We start from the raw sequence: 17842 nt of genomic DNA on the forward strand, positions 1-17842 counted from the left end.
ATGCCGTTCAAAGTATTCCTGAAATTTTCCGTGACCGTCGCTGTTATGGCGACGGCCATCTCAGCCCGCGCGGACCTGGTTGTCCTGCAGTATCATCATGTCAGTGATTCAACACCGCCTGCCACCAGCACATCTGTGTCTCTGTTTGAAGGGCAACTGGATATGATCTCGGATCTGCAGCTGGAAGTTGTAGATCTGCAGAAAGGCACCGAAACAACGCTGGCTGGCACCGATGGACAAGGTAGTCGCATCGCTATTTCCTTCGATGACGCCTACGACTCCGTCTACCATACGGCGGCGCCGCTGCTGGCCGACAAGGCCTATCCCTACACGATTTTTGTAAACACCGAAGCGGTTGGCCGAAACGGCTACATGACCTGGGATCAGATTCGAGAGTTGGCCGAACGTCCGGGCGTAACGATAGCAAATCACAGCGCGGACCATGGGCACCTGGCCCGGAAGCCAAAGGAAAGCGAAAGTGACTGGCAGGCCCGGGTTACCAACAGCCTTGATTCGGCCCAGAAGGCCCTCGCCCGGGAGCTGGACGCGCCGGCGCCCATGTTCGCCTATCCTTACGGAGAATTTGACGAAGCACTGGAGCGAGAAGTTGCCGAGCGCGGCTGGTATGGTTTTGGCCAGCAATCCGGCGCCATTGGCCAACAAACCGAGAAAACCCGATTGCCTCGCTTTCCAATGGCGAACGCCTATGGCCAACTTGGGAGTCTTGAAAACAAACTACGCAGCAAAGCTTTCCCTGTTGATACCGGCAGACTTCCAGACGGCGTGATCTCGGAGAATCCGCCCACCCTGGTGTTCCCGCTCGCTGATCCCATTGATCCTGACCGGCTGACGTGCTTTGCCTCCGGCCAGGGACGTATCGACTTTAACGTGATTGACGGCAACGTGGAGGTGCAGGCACCAGAAACCTTCAACAGCCGACGATTCCGCTACAACTGCACCCACCCTGCAGGCGACGGCAGCTTCTACTGGCTGTCCCAGCAGTGGCTGGATCTAAGCAAACCTGAGGACTGAGACCTCATTCCTCGACCTGCATCAGGCCAATTTCACCGCGCCTGATGTGAGGGATTTTCCGGGGGCCATCGCCGGTTTCCATAACCGTCTGGCCCTCCAGATCCTGCTCTCGGGTAAACAGGACCAGCCAACGCTCCCCCTGGCGCGGAAACGCGGGAACCCATGCTTCCAGGTAGCCTCGCCGGTGCCAGTTCTCCGGGGTGAAATCCATAACCAGGTCTGTTACCAGCCTTAACGGTGCCATCGTCTCATCCAGAAACACCAGGGAGGGCACGAACACGCCGTCTTTTGCATAGGAGCGCAGGCGTATAACCAGACTGGCGTGCTTATCCGCATCCGGGAGCTCAACCAGTTGATAGGGGCTGGTTCCCGTGAGAAACGGATGGGTTACTGAACCGTCCGACAGAGTGACTCCAAACTCTCGTCCCGATTGCCACTCTTGCCGACTGGCGGCATCCATGGAATCGCAACAGGTGGCTGAAAACCGGGTAAAGAAGTCATCGGTTGGAGCCTCGATGCCGAGGATGGCGAAGGCGTCCGGGTCATAACCCTCTACCGGGGTCTGGTCTGCTCCATCGGGCCCCGCATGGTAAACGCTGGCTTCGGTGATCTGTACAGGGGGCGCAACCAGCCCTTTCTCAAGGTCAGAGCGGGTATCCGGCCGGTAATAGCTGACCCGTACATTACCTTCGGCGTCGCGCCAGGTGAAATAGGGCTGCCGCTCTCCGGGCCGAACGTAACCATTTTTTTCAAGCTCCCCGGCATCCGGGTAGTTTTCAAGTGTGTACTCGGTTTCCTCTCGCAGCTCTGACTCAGGGTCAGCCGCATTATCTGACTGCGCTGGTTCCACCGCAGCCCCCGGGTCACCCTGCTCTTGAGCGTCCTTGTCAGACTCCTTGTTCCCGGTTTCGGCGATGGGGGAATACCGCACCCTTCCCTGCTCGTCTACCCAGGTAAAATAGCCTTCCCGTTCCGACACCGTGGATCCACCAATCTGACAGCCTCCGAGAAGTGCTGCCAGAGAAAGGCACAAGGCTGATTTCCGTACAGAGCCGTTTATCACTGCGAATGACTACCCTTCGGTTATTGGCACCACTCAGAACTTGGTCCGGAAACTGAGACCTGCCATGACAACCCTCAGCGATGTCTTGATATCAAGGCCCGCATAAGGGTTGTAGATAATATTGGTGATGTTGTCGCAGTTTACGTTACAGCTGGTGTCCGCGGGAATCGACTCTATCGAGTGAAGATAGCTGAGGTTCATGTCAATTTCGGTGTCCTTGTCCCACTGGTACCCCATGCCGATGCTGTAAAGGTTTGCGCCACCGAAAGGTGCCATTACCTGTCGCTGATCATCCGGGATAACGGAATCCCGGATTTCCACACCGGCACGCAGGTCTAAACGGGAAGACGCATGAAACTCCATACCAAACGCCCAGTTCCACTGGCTCTTGAAACCCAGGGGCAGCCTCAGGGTATTCGGTGTGGCATTGTCCGGTGAAAGGATCCGGGCCGCATTGAGAAACTCCAGGTTGCGGTCAAACCGGAAAACGAAGGCATCCCACTGTTTGTAATCGGTCCAGCCAATGTCGGCGTTGAGGGTCAGTTTCGGGTGCACGTCAACACTGATGCCGGTCTGGAAATGCTGGGGGTACACCAAATCCATACTGACATTACCGGATTCCTTTGGCGCACCGGATGGCAGACTCAGGATCGCCGAGGTGATAGCACCCAGAACGGATCCGTTGACGCTCTGCCAGAAGCCTGACCAGTCTTCGGTGTACTGGATCTCGAAGGTGCCCTTCATGTTCATTTCGGCTTCCGAGGTGTAGCTTGCACCCCAGCTGAACCAGTCCGTCGGCTCCCACATCACACCTAGAGCATAGGTGGGGGACAAGGTTTCCTGGACATTGATGTTCAGGGCGCCAATGTCATCCCAGGGGCCGACGTTACCACCACAAAGCGCCAACCAGGGCTGAAGGGGCTCATCGCCACTCTCACAGTTGAAGGCGTCCTGCAGAACTTCAGCAACCCCCAGCAGCAGGTTGGGCGCGCGCATATACTGGTCCGCCGCGATGCCCATATGAGACAGGTGGATGCCTGCTCCTACGGACCAGTCATCGTTGATCTCGTAACCGACCGTCGGTGAAAGATAGGTGGTGCGCTGCAGCGCCGTGGCCTGGGGCTGGTAACGGCCTGGATCGTCCTTGTCGCGGTAAAAACCGGCCGCCAACGGCAGGTAAAAAGCATTACCGAAGGTCAGCTTGGAGCCAGGCGGATTGATGCTGATCCCCGCTGAAGGCGCAAGGGCCGGCCCGGGCGGCGCACGCAGAATACCGTATCCTGGCAAATACAGAGCCACATTGTTGGTGTGACTGTGGGTATTGGCAACCGGGTCCCGCTGCTTCCCCGTCTGAGGATCAATCTCCAGCCCGTCAATGCCGAAGATCTCATAGCCTTCCGGTGCGGTGAAGTCCGCGTCAATGTCCAGATAGACGCTCATCAGGTTCACTTCCAGCTGACGCCCGTCCAGTTTGGTCAGGCCAGCAGGATTGTAGTGAATCGCCATGATCCCAGGCGGATCGGCGGTCACGGCGTTACCGAGAGCCAATGCCTTGGGATGAATGGTTAAATTCTGCGCCAGCTGGGCCTGTGCGCCACAGGAGATGGTCGTGGCGATCAGGGCCGCGAGAATCTGACGGTTGTGGCTTTTCTGTCCCATGAAGTCCTTCCCTTCCCGTAGATCGTCAACGACACCAATCACTCTTTAAGACCGGAGAAGTTAATGGGCAGGGAGACCCCCAGGGAGAAGTCCGGCGCATCCTCGGTCAGGCCAATACCCAGGCTGGTGTTGACGATGGTGGTGTCGCTGACACGGGTACCCAGTGACATGCTCAGAAAACCCGTCATCTGGTCCTGGGCAACGGCCTGATCGCCATTGGAGAAGGTCAGAATGGTTTCATCGCTGTAGCTGAGCTGGGCCGAGATGCTCAGTGAAATATCGTAGGAAAGCGAGTAGGCAAAGCCAGCGGAACCGGACAACCCGAAACCGGGGTCCACTTCGGTCAGCAAACGTGCCCCCCGAACCTGCTGAAGGTCTTCAGCTGGCAGGTTGTAGGTGGCACTCACTGAACCAAACACCACCACCGGATCCAGAACCTTCGAAAGACTCGCCCCACCCCCGATAGAGTAATAGCCGCTGCCAGTGGACAGCTGCTCATTGATGTCTATCTCGTAGGGGCTGACGCCGGTCTTGGTGGACAGGGTTCCGAACAGAGTGGTCGACATCTTGCCCGGAACGTAGGCAAATGGCTGCCAGCGTCCGGTGAAGGAGATATCGCCAAAATCATAAACGTTGAGCTCGTCCTGGGTATCGTATTTAACCACCAGCGGAATACGGGTACCCACCGTCAGGTTATCCAACAGGCCATAATCGTAGGAAAAGGAATTGGTAAAGCTGTGAGTTGCCGACGGCACGACGTCCAGGTTTCTCACTGAACCATTGGTGATGGCCAGGTCCAGTCGCTGGTCCGCAGTGTAGGAATAGTCGAACGAATAATTCAGGGAGTGGGAGCCTTTCTTCTGCAAAGAATAGTTCTTCTCTGCAGCCTGGAACACTTCTTCAAGCTGTTGTGAAGCGTCCTCGTCTCCCTCCTGTTTGGCCAGCGCTTCCCGCGCCTGGTCCACACTCCCTTCCTGCGCCAGGGCCATGCCCGGAAGCAGACCTGCCGTGGAAACAAGGATAAAACCTCGCACAAACCAACGATTCATCCTGACTCCCTTATTTTATTTGTAGTGTTCCTGACCCGGGGATTGCCCGGCGAATTAGTTACGACGGTAGTGCAACTGCTTTCGGGTGTTTTCTACACTGCCGTCGGGATTGTTTTTCTGGCGTTCCAGCAGATTCTGGATCCGCCTCTGGGTGGACTCGTGAAACGCCGGTATCCGTTCCAGCGCCAGAAGGGTCATTGTCTGGTCATCCACGAAGCGAAGGTCCTCCTCCTTCAGCTCGAGGTTGTCCAGTGGCTTGTCACTGCCTGGAAAGACAATGAAGAGCACGTTGTCGTCCCATTTCTCCTCGAACTGGGCGAGGGTAAAGGAGATATTGCCGACCGACGGGTCTGCCAGGTAGGCGCGCCCGTCCCGGATCGTCCGTAACACCACGAAATGCTTGAAGCCCGCGTGATGGATCGGCACGATTGCCGGGTGATCAAGGTCCTTGAGGTCATCAATGGTGGCCCGGAAGCCACCTGACGGGTAACCGAGTGCCGTCACCAGTCGCTTCATGTCGAGCATGGAAAAAGCGCGGCGCTCAACAATGCGCTCGCTTTCGCCGTAATGGAGCAACCCCTCCATGACCTGTCGTTCTGACAAAGTCCGGCCCAGGTAGAAATTCAGCACGGTGGTCAGCGCTGCGCTTCCGCAGCTGTAGTCATAGGCCTGACGCACGATATTCCGGAATTTCTGCTCAACCAGCGGCTCGACCCTGACGTCGGACCGTAGCTCTATCGGGCTCGAATCCACATCCTGCTCGATGACGATCTGGCCCTTCTCAAAAGGCTCCACCACGGTCGCTTCCTGCACCATGGTGAATGTAAGAATGGATCCAGCGAGCACCAGCAGCATGTCAGACGAAGTCCCTGTTTTTATTGGCCACGTTATTAATCGGGTTACATGTTGTTACGGTAAGATACCGAAAAGCCTGCGCCCTTAAAGATAACTGTGCCTCAAATCTGTCGCTGCAGGAGGGGCCTTGCGGGGCGGATTTGAGAACTGGTTCAAGACGCTGACCGAGAAGGCCTCGGGAGTTGACGGAACGGCACAAAGCCGGTATCAACACCAGTCCAGACACTTAATTTCCTGATGTAGATCCTGATGACAACAACACTGAATCCGGGACAGATCACCTTTATCACTGCCAAGAACCAGAGCCCGGTGTCACCCCCCGCGCTGCTGCCAAGAGAGAAGTTCAACGATGTGCTGCATGGCCTCGAGCCGGTGAGTCTGCTTCTGGTTCATGCACCGGCCGGCTATGGCAAAACCACCACCATTGCCGAGCGACTGGCAAGTCTCGAGGCCCGTTCGGCCTGGTTCCGTCTGGAAACCAGTGATAACGCACCGGGCCGCTTTGCCGGATACCTGGCCAATGCACTGGCCAGAGTTACCGAGGGGAGCTGCCAACCGGTACTGGAACGACTTCAGACAGAAGGCTATGACAGCCTCGAATCCTTCCTGACAGATCTGCTCGCCGGTCTGCCCCAGGATGATGAGCCGCTCTATCTGGTACTTGATGACTATCACCTGATCACCAACGGCGAAATCCACGAGGCGCTGCGCTTCCTTCTACGGCATCTTCCTGGGTACCTGACTCTGGTTCTCATCAGCCGCACCATGCCGCCTGTGGGGGTAGCCCAGCTCCGGATGCAGGGGCGTCTGACCGAAATCACCAGCCGGGACCTTGGTTTTGAAGCGGACGAAGCCCAGCAGTATCTCCAGAGCCGGCTGCCGTTCGAGATTGCGAGAGAGGATATTGAGCGGGCTGTCCGAAGGGTTGAAGGCTGGATTTCTGCCCTGCAGCTGCTTTCCGCTTCATCTGCAACCAGTGTCGAATTCACCGAGTTTGTCGATCAGTTGGAACACGGAAACCAGAATATCTTCGATTACTTTGATGAGCTGGTGGGAAACGACCTGAGCGAACAGCAGCGGCGGTTTCTCATGCGTACCAGCATTCTCGACCGATTCAATGCGGGAATGGTGATGCGTGTTATGGACGATACCGACGGCCAGGCGCTGCTCAGTAGCCTACTGTCCATGGGGCTATTCATAACGCCCGTGGATAATTCCGCGCTCTGGTTCCGGTACCACCCTCTGTTCTCGGTGTATCTGCGTCATCTCCTGACTTGTACTACCCGTGAGAACCAGAGAGACCTGAATCAACGGGCCGCCGATGCCTGGCTTGAGCTGGACCATGCCGAAGAGGCTGCCAAACATGCCATTGCCGCAGAAGATCCCGAGCGAATCACCCGCGTACTGACCATCCACGGACGAAAATTCTTTACCGAGGGTCAGTTTCATCTGTTGCAGCGCTGCCTCGATACGCTGCCCCAGGAAATCATTGCGGAAGATCCCACTCTGACGCTGCTCAGGGCATGGGTTGCCCAGGGCCAGTACAAGTTTGATGAAGTGGAAAACTGGTTATCAGCTGCGGAAGCCCGTTTGCAGGCATCCATGAACGAGGACACTCAGCGGGCCGTTCATGGCGAGTTCAGCGCCATCCGCGCCCAGGTAGCCATGAATTATGGTGACGGCGACCGCGCCCTGACGCTTGCCCGGGAAGCCATCGAACAGGAAGCGCGTTACCTGCCCACATCCCGAGTGGCCGCGGCCTCGGTTATTGGTGAAGCGCTGTTTGTGCGCGGAGAACTTGAGGAAGCCCTGGCTCGCATGCAGGACACCGAGCATCTTGCCCGGGCCCATCAGGCCCACCAGAACGTTATTTGGGCGCTCTGCCAGCAAAGCGAAATCAGTGTCGCCATGGGGCTCCTGCAAAAGGCCTACAACATTCAGGAGCGCGCTTTCCAATACGCGGAAGAAAACCAACTGAACCATCTGCCGATCCTGGAATTCCTGTTTCGCATCCGCAGCCAGATCATGTGGGAGTGGCACCACCTGGAAAGTGCCGAGCGTTGCGCGCTTCAGGGCATCGAAATTCTTGAGGCGCAGGGGGAGCGCTGGTACGTGCAGAGCTACACGTCCCTGGCCAAGGTCGCCCAGGCCCGGGGCCGGCAGAGCCTGTGTGCGGACTACATTGCCAAGATCCAGAAAATGCTGGCGGCCGAAGACTACCACCTCGACTGGGTGGCCAACGCCCAGGCCACCATGCTGTCGTACTGGGATGCCGTTCGGGATCATGACTCAATCCAGCGCTGGCTCACGATTGCACCACTCTGTGAGCCCGCAAAGGCCACTAACCATTTTAATCAGTGCAATGGCCGCAACCAGGCCCGGGCATTAATCAGCCTGGGCCAGTACGAACTGGCCCGACCGCTCCTGGAAGAACTGACCGCGGTAGCGCGGGAATTTGGCCTGAAAACAGATCTGAATCGCAACCACATTGCCCTCGCCTACCTCTACTGGCAACTGGATGAGCGCGAACAGGCTCTCGATCATATGAAAACGGCACTGGAACTGGCGAGTACCACCGGTGCTGTCGGCAGCTTCCTTCGGTTGGGCAAGGAACTGATTGTTCTGCTCAAGGCGCTGATAAACGACGAAGCTATTGAAGGCATGGAACTTCAGCGGGCGGAGCGTCTGATTCAGCTGGCCCAGCAACAACGGGACTTCAGCCGCGCCATCCGGATCTCGCTGGATGAGGCCATCATTCAGGACATCATCGACCGGCCGGACGTGCCGGAACTGATCCGGACCTCCCCCCTCACCCGCAGGGAGTGGCAGATCCTCAGTCTGATACACGCTGGTCTTTCCAATGACCAGATTGCCGAGCACCTGAAAGTGGCCTCGACAACGGTCAAGACCCATATCCGCAGCCTTTATCAAAAACAGAACATCAGCCATCGTTCAGAGGCCATCGAATTGGCCAAAGATCTGCTGAGCAAGATTCAGGGCGATTAGCCAACCCCTGACTGCATGGAGAAAACCACGCCAAGAAGCAGATAACTAATCAGTGTCACCACGACAATGCCCATCAGATTGAGAGCAAACCCGGCTCTGATCATGTCACTGATCTGCATATGACCACTGGAGAACACGATGGCATTGGGTGGCGTAGCCACCGGCATCATGAAGGCACAGCTGGCCGCAATGGCGGCAGGCACGGTCAACAGTAGCGGTGACACCCCCTGACTCAGGGCCAACGCCCCCAGCAACGGCAGAAACGCCGCCGCCGTCGCGGTATTGCTGGTAACTTCCGTCAGGAAGATGATGATGCCCGCCACCAGAACAATCATGACAAGGGTTGGCAGGGCGCCGGCCACGCCAAGGCTTTGGGCGATCCATTCTGCCAGACCGGAACTGCTGATCACGCCGGCCATGGCCAGCCCTCCGCCGAACAGTAGCAGCACACCCCAGGGAATGCCCTTCGCGGTCTCCCAGTCGAGCACGAATTCGCGGGTACGGGTATTAACGGGCATGAGGAACATGGCAATAGCCGCTGCAATGGCAATGCCGGTGTCGCTCAACCAGGGCATGAGATTCTCGGATAGCAGCGGTCTGAATATCCAGGCGGCGGCGGTGATCAGGAACACCAGGGCAACCAGCTTTTCGCCCTTGCCCAGCGGCCCCAATGCGTCAAGCTCCTCCCGTATGGCCTTGCCACCGTCGCCGGAGCTGCCCAGCCCGAAGTCACGCCGGGTCAGCCACCACCAGGCCAGCGCCAGCATGACAACCGTTACCGGAACCCCCAGCAACATCCATTGAGCAAAGCCCACAGAAATACCCTGGTTTTCGCTCAGGTAGGCCGCCAGCAAGGCATTTGGCGGTGTGCCGATAAGTGTGGCAATACCACCGATACTGGCGGAATAGGCGATAGCCAGAAGTAGTGCTGTGGCGTAACGCCGAATGCCCTCGGGATTGTCATTGCTGTCCATCATCGCCACCACCGACAGACCAATCGGCAGCATCATAATCGCTGTTGCGGTATTGCTGACCCACATGCTCAAAAAGGCGGTTGCCAACATGAACCCGGCAATCTGCCGTCGGGGTTTACTGCCAACGGCCCTCAGCGTCATCAGGGCGATCCGGCGATGCAGGTTCCATCGCTGCATCGCAAGCCCGAGGGTGAAGCCACCCAGGAACAGGAAAATGATCGGATTGGCAAAGGGCTCGGTAGCCTCAGCAACCGTGCCAAGCCCGAGGGCGGGAACCAGCACGATTGGCAGCAAGGCAGTGGCGGGAATCGGAATAGCTTCAGTAGACCACCAGGTAGCCATGAGCAGCATCAACCCCAGCGCCGCCCAGGCTTCCGGGGCCATGGTTTCCGGAGGTGGGAGTATGGTGGTTGCCAGCAGAAATGCTGCCCCGAGGATCAGTCCGATGACCTGGCTGCGGGGCAGCCCCTCGGCCTGGTTGTCAGCTTTGAGCTCTTCGGACATACGGTTCTAATCCACCATTCGGACATTCAACATCAGCAGGCGAGCGAAACGTCAGAGCGCCTGAAGCTGGCGATCATGAACTCGCCCGAGCAGGATCAGGGCCAGAATGGCGCCGGACAAGGCCCAGGCCATATCCGACTGGGTATCCCAGACGTAGCCCTGTGTGCCCAGAAAGGCCTCGGCGGCTTCGTCACTTAGCAAGGCCACCCACCATTCAATCAACTCGTAAAAGGCGCTTACCGCCAGACAGAAACAGACGATGAAAAACGCCGCCCAGCGGCGACTGGAGAACACGTCGAAGCGAATGACCACTTCCCTGGCGACCATTGCCGGTATAAACCCCTGTGCCAGGTGGCCCAGCTTGTCGTAATTATTGCGCTCCCAATCAAACCAGTCCCGAAACCAGTCGAACAAAGGCACTTCCGCATAGGTATAGTGCCCGCCAACCATCAAGATGATGGCATGCACCAGAACCAAAACATAAACCAGCGGCGTGAGTGGATAACGGAAGAAACACCAGACAACCGCTGCGAAACCAACGGCGGCAGGCAGCACCTCCAGAACCCACGTGGCCCGGTCCGTGGGCCCGATGGCAGACCAGACAAATACAGCAAGAAAGACCACCACCCAGACTGCGGGTGCAAATCGCTGGTTCATAGCTTTCCTTTTTTCCGTGGTTATCCAGACGCCCCGGCGCGCAGGAAGTGTCCGTATCCAGATTCCCTGCCCAATGCAGCTTCCACCTCACCATCCGTTACCGCGGATCGGCCATTGATCAGCACTTCTCTGACACAGCCAGGGACCCGGTTAACCATTCTTTCCAGTCCGAAGTTTTCCATCTCGCCCCATTCAACCTGCTCCAGATCCTGATCAAGGCCACGGGGGTCAAGTACCGTTATATCGGCCCGGTCCCCCACTCTGATATGACCGGCATCAACACCAAGCCAATCTGCCTGTTCGCCGGTCAGCCGGTGTACAGCGCGTTCCAGCGACATGACCGGCTCACCCTCGCCATGGCTTTCGTGAACCAGCTTCAGAAACCTTAGAGGCAGGTTGTAGAAGGCCATATTCCGGATGTGCGCCCCGGCATCGGAAAAGGTGATCAGGGCACCGGGGTTGGCGACCATTTTCCTGAGCCGATCCTTTCTGTGGTTGCCTACCGTGGTGAACCAGCGCAGCGAACGGCCATGGGCTACCACCATGTCGAGAAAGAAATCGACTACATGGATGCCACGGTCAGCGGCAAGCTCGGCAAAATTGCGGCCGACCACGCTTTTATCCGGGCAATCGAGAATCACGGCATCGCCGAAATCCCTCTGCCACACCCGGGGCGAAAGCTTTTCCTTGTAGAATTTCCTGAATTTCCGACGGTATTGCTCGTCCTTCAGAAGTTCGTTGCGCTCCAGTTGATCCCGTATATCCAGGGCCATTTCACCGGCACCGAATTCTTCGAACAGCACGATATCCATGCCATCGGCATAGACCGTGAACGCTGTCGGGAGCAGCTGCCAGCGAAAATTACCACCAAAGCTGTTGGCCAGCCATCCGACCAGACTCGCCATCGGTTTGACCGTGGGGTTGCCCTTGAGGTCGATCATCGCAATGAGGGTTGTTTTCAGGGGCTTTCTCAACCAGCCCAGGGTCTCTTTCAGGTACTGGGTCACCTGCAACGGATTGGCCGCATTCGGTGCGCCCTGGTGCACCCGCCCGTAACGGCGCAAAAGTGCATTCAGACGGCTGACCTCCCGCCAGCGGGCGTAGGTGCTTGGCAGGCTCTTGGACCACTCCCGATCACCGTCCACCTTGTCCCATTTAAGGCACATGGTGGAAAGTCCGAGAAAACCTTCCTGCAAAGCCTCCTCCAGCAAGGCTTCCATCCGCTCCTGTTCATCGGTGGTCGGAGTCACGCTCCGGTCGGTGGCGCGATGCAGCCCCATAACGGCGGTTCTCAGATCACTGTGACCAAGAAAGCTGATGACATTGGGCCCCAGTGGATGCTGGTCCATGAACGCCACCCACTCTTTGGGGGTCTGCCAGGACTTGTACTGTTTCAGAATGGGCAGCACTTTTTCCCTCGGGACAGTTTCCACCCGGGTAAAAATATCTGAGGCGTCCTCCGGATCGGAACAGACCATACTCAGGGAACAGCTGCCGATCAGCACAGTGGTGACACCGTGACGCACAGACTCAGACAGGGACGGCGCTACCAGCAACTCGGCATCGTAATGGGTATGGGTATCGAGAAACCCGGGCGTCACCCAGCAACCGCTGGCGTCAATTGTGCGCGTCGCAAGGCTGGTGTCGGGCTGTTCATCAAATACCTTGGCAACCCGCCCATCCTTGACGCCAACATGGGCTATGCGTGAGGGGCCGCCAGTACCGTCAAAATAGCGGCCACCGATAATAAGAGTGTCGAACCGGTCCACCTTGAAAGGCTCCTTTTTGTTGTTTTCTGCCGTCAGTCTAGCCAGCAAGACGTGATATGTCCTCTCATTTCAACGGACGGGGCCGGCAATACGGGCCATTAACGAACCCTGATCTGGCTGCCATCTTCCAGCTGGCGATCCGGATGCCGGACCACACGGTCTGCCTCACCAAGACCATCCTGAATCACCGTATGGAATCCGTTTGTACGTCCCACCGACACGTTTGTGAGAACCGCTCTGTTATCGACAACGCGGAATACTTGATGCTGGCCGTCACTGACGAAGATGGCAGATTCCGGCACCTGAAGAACATTGTCTGATCGCCAGAGCAGAAACTCCGCATCCACCCGGTAGCCGTCTCCCAGGCTCTGCCACGCATCCGGAGGACTGGTAATGTCCGCAACGACCTGTACCCGTCTTTCCTCAACTCCAAGGGCGGACACATCCTCGAAGCCCACCGGCTCAACCCGTCGGACAACGGCATCCAGGGTGCCGCCACCCCATCCAGTGAGGCGCGCCTCAATACCGGGCCGGAGGTTCACGGCATCAAAGCTCAACACATCGACAACCACCTCAAGCGCCCCGGGGTCTCCCAGTTCCAGAATGGCTTCACCGGCCTGAATCACACCCTCACTTTTCCGGGCTATGCCGAGGACTGAGCCATTCACCGGAGATCTGACCGGCACACGCTCCACTGCGCCGTCGCCATTAGCCCGAGCAGCAGACACTTCAAGGCGGGTTCTGGCCGCTGCCAGTTCATGGGCCATTACTTCCTCGTCAAAGCGGGCGGAACGCAGAATGGCCTTTGCCCTGTCCGCAGCTGCCCTCGCCTGCTGCAAACGCTCGTCGGAAACAAAATGGTCATCACTCAGAGCCTGCAGGCGGGCCAGTTCCCGAACGGCCAGATCTGCTTCCGCCTCAGCGGCTGCGACTTTCTGACGAGTTGAATTAAGCGCTGAACGGGCCGATTGTACCTTGGCCTCCGCTTCTGCCCGGCTGCGGGCGTCGAGGGTACTGGCAGGCATGGGGTCCACCTCTGTCAGCAGCTCTCCCGGAATAACCGGATCCCCCACTTCCAGCAAGACCCTGTGTAAGTAGCCGGCAACCGGGGAAGACACCACGTAACGGTCCCGCACCCGGGTTTTTCCTTCTTCCTTGATGGTGATTTCCATGGGTCCACGGGTTACCGGCGCCAGGTCCACCCAAACCGGATCGGGCCGGATCGTGACCACAACTGCAGCAATGGCGAGCAGAACAAACACGCCCCAGAACAACCATTTCCCCGCAAACCCTTTTTTCGCCATGACCTCAGTTCACTCCCTGGTTGCTTCCGCACCTATTCCCGTGTTTTCAACACTGCTACCAGATCCAGCGCTTTCAGGCGCCACCAGGCAATCACCCCGGAAGCGATTGCCGATACCACCACGACCAGCGCGGACATGCCAAGGGTCTGGGTGGTTATGGTCAGGGGCACCCGGTACAGCTCGGTTTGCATGGCAGTAACAATCATGAGCGCCAGACCCTGGCCAATCAGCCAACCGAGCGGAATGCCCAGTAACAGCAATAGCGCAACCTCTCCCAACAATATATGCGCAACCTCATTATGGGTGTACCCCAGCACCCTCAGGCTAGCCAACTCCCGACCTTTCTCGGCGAGGGAAATCCGGATGGTGTTGTAGACCACCCCGAAGGCAATGATTCCGCCCATCAGGCTGTTAAAAAAGGTGAACGTCAGGAAGGTTCTCGCCAGGGTGTCATAGAAACTGTCCAGCATGGCCTGGCGGATGCTCAAGCCAAGCACCCCCGGTGTTTCACGAAGGCTGTTGTAGACTTCCGAAGCCTTGTCGGGCTCCAGGTTTATCATGGCCTGATTGATCAGGGGGCCGTCACCCAGCGCCCGGTTCAGGGCATCCAGATCCATGTAGGCACCGACCCCAAGAAACTCGCTGGTAATACCGGCGACCGGAACCATAACCGTTCGCCGGTCACCTTCGAGGAGCTCCAGCTGCAGAACATCTCCTGGCCCAACGCCCAGCTCTTCAGCCAGATAATCGGTCAATAGCAGCCCCTCCCTGGGGAGCGTGACCGGTTGCAGATCGCTGTCGATGACAAATTGCAGTCTCGCATCGGAGGGTATTCCGGTGACCGCACTTCGCCACTCCCTGTGGCCAGCAACCAGGCGGGCCGGCACAGAGCGGCGACCCTCCACGTACCGGATCCCGGCTTGCCTCTGCAAGCCGAACAACGCCGCGCTGTTAACCGGATCAATAAAGGTCGCAGCCAGATCCTGTTGCTGCACCCGTGCAAACTGCGTGTGCACCATCAGGGATACCGAATCGAACTGGAAGTTACCCACCATCACGATGGCGGTCGCCATGGCGACCCCACTCATGGATAACAGAGTCCGGACCGGGCGACGGGAAAGCTGACGCACAATCATTCGGGAGGGCTGGGAGAAGCGGATTCCCGACAGCAGCTTTTCCACTACGGTCACTCGGTACCTGGCGGGGCCTTCGGGCCTCATGGCTTCGGCGGGCGGCAGGGAGGCCGCCTGTCTGATGGCCCGCCAGGCACCGAGCCAGGCCACCGCGATGGTCAGAATACCCAGTAACAGAAGCCATAGAGGGTCGATACGGAACAACAACCCGGGGAATCGGTAGTAATCCATATAGAGCTCCCCCAGTGACCTCCCCAGCCAAAGCCCCAGGGCAAGGCCGGCCAACAAACCGATAACCGCAATCACGATGACCAGTTTGCTGTAGTGCCAGGCGATCTGGCGGTTGCTGTAGCCGAAGGCCTTGAGCACGGCAACAATATCCCGCTGGGTGCTTATCAGGCGGCCGATCACCACGTTCAGCAGAAACATGGCCACACTCATGAAAATGAGTGGAAACACCGTCGCCATGGTTTTCAGCTGATTCAGCTCGTCACTCAGGAAGCGATGAGAGAACTGATCATCCCGGCCAAAGGCTCCCGTCGCCCCATAACGGGCCAGGAGTCGGTCCAGGGCATCGACCACAGAGGCAACGGAATGCCCCGGTCTGAGTGTTAAAACCAGACTGTTGAATGCGCCCCTCATGTCCATGGCGGATTCCAGGGCCTCCCTGTTCATCCACAGCACACCATACCGCTGATAGTCCGGCAGCATGCCACCAGGCGGAATGACGTATATGAACTCCGGTGATTCAACAATGCCGGTCACAGTAAGTGCCTGGCGACGACCATTGATGATTGCCTGGAACTGATCACCCAGTTCTAACTCGTGCGCTTCGGCAAAGCTTCCGATGATCGCGACTTCCTGGCTGCGACCTGTGCCCGGAAGCCGACCCTGACGGATGAACAAGCGATTGACCTCGGGCTGGCCCTCCGGAGGAATAGACACCAATCGGGCCGACACCGGGTCCGGGAAGCCCGGCATTTCCAGTTTTGCAGCTCCCTCAACTCTCCCCTCGTACCTTGCTATGGCAGGTAATGAACCTATTTCCTTGAGGGCGTGGCGTGGCGCACGTTTAACGGGTGCAAACACATCGGCAAACTGGTGCTGATCGTAGTACTGGGCTCTGGTCGCCAGTAACGATGAATAGTTCACCAGCGACATCACACAGACACCCACGCCTCCGGCGATCACCAGCGCAATAGCCAGTACCTGGCCCCGCATCTGCCAGAGCTCGCGCCGTAGCTTGATATTCAGAACCGTGTTCAGACCTTTCGTGGCCATTTTTCTTCCATTTGGCCCCGTTACCAGGACAGCGTCCTGGGATCCTGGCGACGTTCGTTATGACGCTCACCACTGATATTGCCGTCGGAGAGCGTGATTACACGATCCCCCATGCCAGCGATGGAGGCATTATGGGTGATAATAACGGTGGTGGTGCCCGTTTCCCGGTTGGCTTTTTCCAGAGCTTCAAGAACCAGCACACCAGTGGCCGAATCCAGAGCGCCGGTCGGCTCATCGCAAAGAAGTACTTCCGGTCGTTTGGCAATGGCCCTGGCGATGGCAACCCGTTGCTGTTCACCACCGGAAAGCTGGGCGGGAAAATGGTCGATACGGCTCTTCAATCCAACCAGCTCAAGAGCTTCTTCGGGAGACATCGGATCGGATGCAATCTCGGTGACTGCCGCAACATTTTCCCGCGCCGTCAGGCTTGGAATGAGATTGTAAAACTGGAACACAAAGCCAACATGCTCACGCCGGTAACGGGTCAGTTCGCGGTCTCCGGCTGCACTGAGATCGATATCCCGATACCGGACCTCACCGGAGGATGGCACATCCAGCCCGCCAAGAATGTTCAGAAGTGTGGATTTGCCCGAGCCGGAAGCGCCCAGCATGACGACCAGTTCGCCGCCATAGAGATCCAGATCCACCCCACGGAGCGCATGAACCTGAACTTCTCCCTGATCATAGGTTTTCGTAAGGCCCCGGGTCTGGAATACCGCGGAGCCGCTCCTGGCTGCCTTTCCTGGCTCCATGGGTCAGTCAGTCTTCGGCACAGTCCACGCAAACCGTGGTGTAAGGCAGCACCTGCAAACGGCGGGGGTCGATGGCCTCGCCGCAGGATTCGCATTCGTCGCCAACACCGCTCTCTATCCGCGCAAGCGCGTGTTCAATCTGAGCGAGTTCGGCACGGGTTTCCGTTTCAAGCGAGTCGACCACCTCGTCATTCTGGGTCTGGGTAGCCTGCTCCTCGAAATCCTTGTCCAGCGCGCCACCCTCTCGATGCTGGTGAGCTTCATAACGGGAAAGCCTGGCCGTCAGGTCTGCCCTCAGTGTTTCAAGTTCGGATTTCCGGTCAGTCATGTGGCGCCTCCTGCCTTGCCTGGAAAACATGTTCCTACAGTAAAGCATAAGCTGAACCCGGGATTGATGCTTGTCAAAATTGCGTCATGCGGAGTGAGGCAGAATAGAGACCCATCAAACCTGTATGCAAAGGAGTTGTGACTATGAACACCGAGCTTTTCGAGAAAGCGACGCGACTGAATGAAACCCTGTTTGAGCAGGTAGGCAAGGCTGCCGAAATGCAGATGAACGCCTTCCGCCGCTATGCCGATGTCACCATGGAGCAGGCTAAAAAGGTGTCTGAAGTTCGTGATCTGGAGGGCCTGAAAAGCCTTACCGGTGATCAGGCGGAAACCCTGAAATCCCTGAGCGAGCAGTTCACGGCAGACTGGAAAGCCTGGCAGGATTATTTCAACGAGAGCCGGGAGCAGATTCAGAAGGTGTTCGAAAAAACGCCGGAAGAAACCACCAAAGCCAGCCCGAAAGCTGCCAAATAA

General features: G+C 57.6%; 14 protein-coding genes. 3 read left to right on the plus strand and 11 right to left on the minus strand.

Going from position 1 to position 17842, the window contains the following annotated elements; translation table 11 throughout:
* On the plus strand, nt 1-1032 hold the full coding sequence (locus ACO06L_RS05190) for a polysaccharide deacetylase family protein (RefSeq protein WP_064228980.1): 1032 nt from the start codon (nt 1-3) through the stop codon (nt 1030-1032).
* Between the two features lie 4 nt (nt 1033-1036).
* Here the strand turns inward: ACO06L_RS05190 and ACO06L_RS05195 are convergent, their stop codons facing one another.
* The 4 genes from ACO06L_RS05195 to ACO06L_RS05210 all read right to left on the minus strand — a co-directional run bounded on the left by ACO06L_RS05195 (nt 1037) and on the right by ACO06L_RS05210 (nt 5658).
* Nucleotides 1037-2011, minus strand: coding sequence for a MalM family protein (locus tag ACO06L_RS05195; RefSeq protein WP_320407640.1), 975 nt, complete (start codon nt 2009-2011; stop codon nt 1037-1039).
* Nucleotides 2012-2128: 117 nt separating this feature from the next.
* Nucleotides 2129-3754 (minus strand): OmpP1/FadL family transporter, encoded by a 1626-nt coding sequence (locus ACO06L_RS05200; protein WP_064228979.1) that lies wholly within the window; start codon nt 3752-3754, stop codon nt 2129-2131.
* 38 nt (nt 3755-3792) lie between these two features.
* A complete protein-coding gene (locus ACO06L_RS05205) occupies nt 3793-4803 on the minus strand; it encodes a hypothetical protein (RefSeq protein ID WP_064228978.1) in 1011 nt (336 codons plus the stop codon).
* A gap of 54 nt (nt 4804-4857) precedes the next feature.
* A complete protein-coding gene (locus ACO06L_RS05210; protein WP_064228977.1) occupies nt 4858-5658 on the minus strand; it encodes a C39 family peptidase in 801 nt (266 codons plus the stop codon).
* A 249-nt stretch (nt 5659-5907) separates the two neighbouring features.
* On the opposite strand from ACO06L_RS05210, the gene malT reads away from it, so the two are divergent.
* On the plus strand, nt 5908-8664 hold the full coding sequence (malT, locus tag ACO06L_RS05215) for an HTH-type transcriptional regulator MalT (protein ID WP_202347480.1): 2757 nt from the start codon (nt 5908-5910) through the stop codon (nt 8662-8664).
* On the opposite strand, the gene ACO06L_RS05220 is transcribed toward malT, so the two are convergent.
* The 7 genes from ACO06L_RS05220 to ACO06L_RS05250 all read right to left on the minus strand — a co-directional run bounded on the left by ACO06L_RS05220 (nt 8661) and on the right by ACO06L_RS05250 (nt 17366).
* A complete protein-coding gene (locus ACO06L_RS05220; RefSeq protein ID WP_064228975.1) occupies nt 8661-10142 on the minus strand; it encodes an SLC13 family permease in 1482 nt (493 codons plus the stop codon). The genes malT and ACO06L_RS05220 overlap by 4 nt on opposite strands.
* Before the next feature lie 51 nt (nt 10143-10193).
* Nucleotides 10194-10799, minus strand: coding sequence for a DUF2238 domain-containing protein (locus ACO06L_RS05225; protein ID WP_064228974.1), 606 nt, complete (start codon nt 10797-10799; stop codon nt 10194-10196).
* A 20-nt stretch (nt 10800-10819) separates the two neighbouring features.
* Nucleotides 10820-12568 carry an N-acyl-D-amino-acid deacylase family protein gene (locus tag ACO06L_RS05230; protein WP_202347540.1) on the minus strand — a complete coding sequence of 583 codons (1749 nt, stop codon included), beginning with the start codon at nt 12566-12568 and terminating at the stop codon, nt 10820-10822.
* Between the two features lie 98 nt (nt 12569-12666).
* Nucleotides 12667-13872, minus strand: coding sequence for an efflux RND transporter periplasmic adaptor subunit (locus tag ACO06L_RS05235; protein ID WP_202347479.1), 1206 nt, complete (start codon nt 13870-13872; stop codon nt 12667-12669).
* A gap of 32 nt (nt 13873-13904) precedes the next feature.
* Entirely contained in the window at nt 13905-16286 is a 2382-nt protein-coding gene (locus tag ACO06L_RS05240) for an ABC transporter permease (protein ID WP_064228971.1), read from the minus strand.
* A 20-nt stretch (nt 16287-16306) separates the two neighbouring features.
* The gene (locus tag ACO06L_RS05245; protein WP_202347478.1) at nt 16307-17038 is read right to left on the minus strand and encodes an ABC transporter ATP-binding protein; all 732 of its coding nucleotides are present in this window, start codon (nt 17036-17038) and stop codon (nt 16307-16309) included.
* Nucleotides 17039-17045: 7 nt separating this feature from the next.
* Nucleotides 17046-17366, minus strand: a complete 321-nt coding sequence (locus tag ACO06L_RS05250; RefSeq protein ID WP_064228969.1) for a TraR/DksA family transcriptional regulator — start codon at nt 17364-17366, stop codon at nt 17046-17048.
* A gap of 143 nt (nt 17367-17509) precedes the next feature.
* Here ACO06L_RS05250 and ACO06L_RS05255 point away from each other — a divergent pair, with 143 nt between their 5' ends.
* Nucleotides 17510-17842 carry a phasin family protein gene (locus ACO06L_RS05255; RefSeq protein ID WP_064228968.1) on the plus strand — a complete coding sequence of 111 codons (333 nt, stop codon included), beginning with the start codon at nt 17510-17512 and terminating at the stop codon, nt 17840-17842.

The sequence above is a fragment of the Marinobacter sp. genome (assembly GCF_965229985.1).
GTDB lineage: Bacteria > Pseudomonadota > Gammaproteobacteria > Pseudomonadales > Oleiphilaceae > Marinobacter.

Coding starts and splice junctions, on each gene's coding strand:
- ACO06L_RS05225 (WP_064228974.1), bottom strand. CDS start 10,799: ATGAACCAGCGATTTGCACCCGCAGTCTGGGTGGTGGTCTTTCTTGCT.
- ACO06L_RS05245 (WP_202347478.1), bottom strand. CDS start 17,038: ATGGAGCCAGGAAAGGCAGCCAGGAGCGGCTCCGCGGTATTCCAGACC.
- ACO06L_RS05200 (WP_064228979.1), bottom strand. CDS start 3,754: ATGGGACAGAAAAGCCACAACCGTCAGATTCTCGCGGCCCTGATCGCC.
- ACO06L_RS05210 (WP_064228977.1), bottom strand. CDS start 5,658: ATGCTGCTGGTGCTCGCTGGATCCATTCTTACATTCACCATGGTGCAG.
- ACO06L_RS05190 (WP_064228980.1), top strand. CDS start 1: ATGCCGTTCAAAGTATTCCTGAAATTTTCCGTGACCGTCGCTGTTATG.
- ACO06L_RS05205 (WP_064228978.1), bottom strand. CDS start 4,803: ATGAATCGTTGGTTTGTGCGAGGTTTTATCCTTGTTTCCACGGCAGGT.
- ACO06L_RS05240 (WP_064228971.1), bottom strand. CDS start 16,286: ATGGCCACGAAAGGTCTGAACACGGTTCTGAATATCAAGCTACGGCGC.
- ACO06L_RS05220 (WP_064228975.1), bottom strand. CDS start 10,142: ATGTCCGAAGAGCTCAAAGCTGACAACCAGGCCGAGGGGCTGCCCCGC.
- ACO06L_RS05255 (WP_064228968.1), top strand. CDS start 17,510: ATGAACACCGAGCTTTTCGAGAAAGCGACGCGACTGAATGAAACCCTG.
- malT (WP_202347480.1), top strand. CDS start 5,908: ATGACAACAACACTGAATCCGGGACAGATCACCTTTATCACTGCCAAG.
- ACO06L_RS05235 (WP_202347479.1), bottom strand. CDS start 13,872: ATGGCGAAAAAAGGGTTTGCGGGGAAATGGTTGTTCTGGGGCGTGTTT.
- ACO06L_RS05250 (WP_064228969.1), bottom strand. CDS start 17,366: ATGACTGACCGGAAATCCGAACTTGAAACACTGAGGGCAGACCTGACG.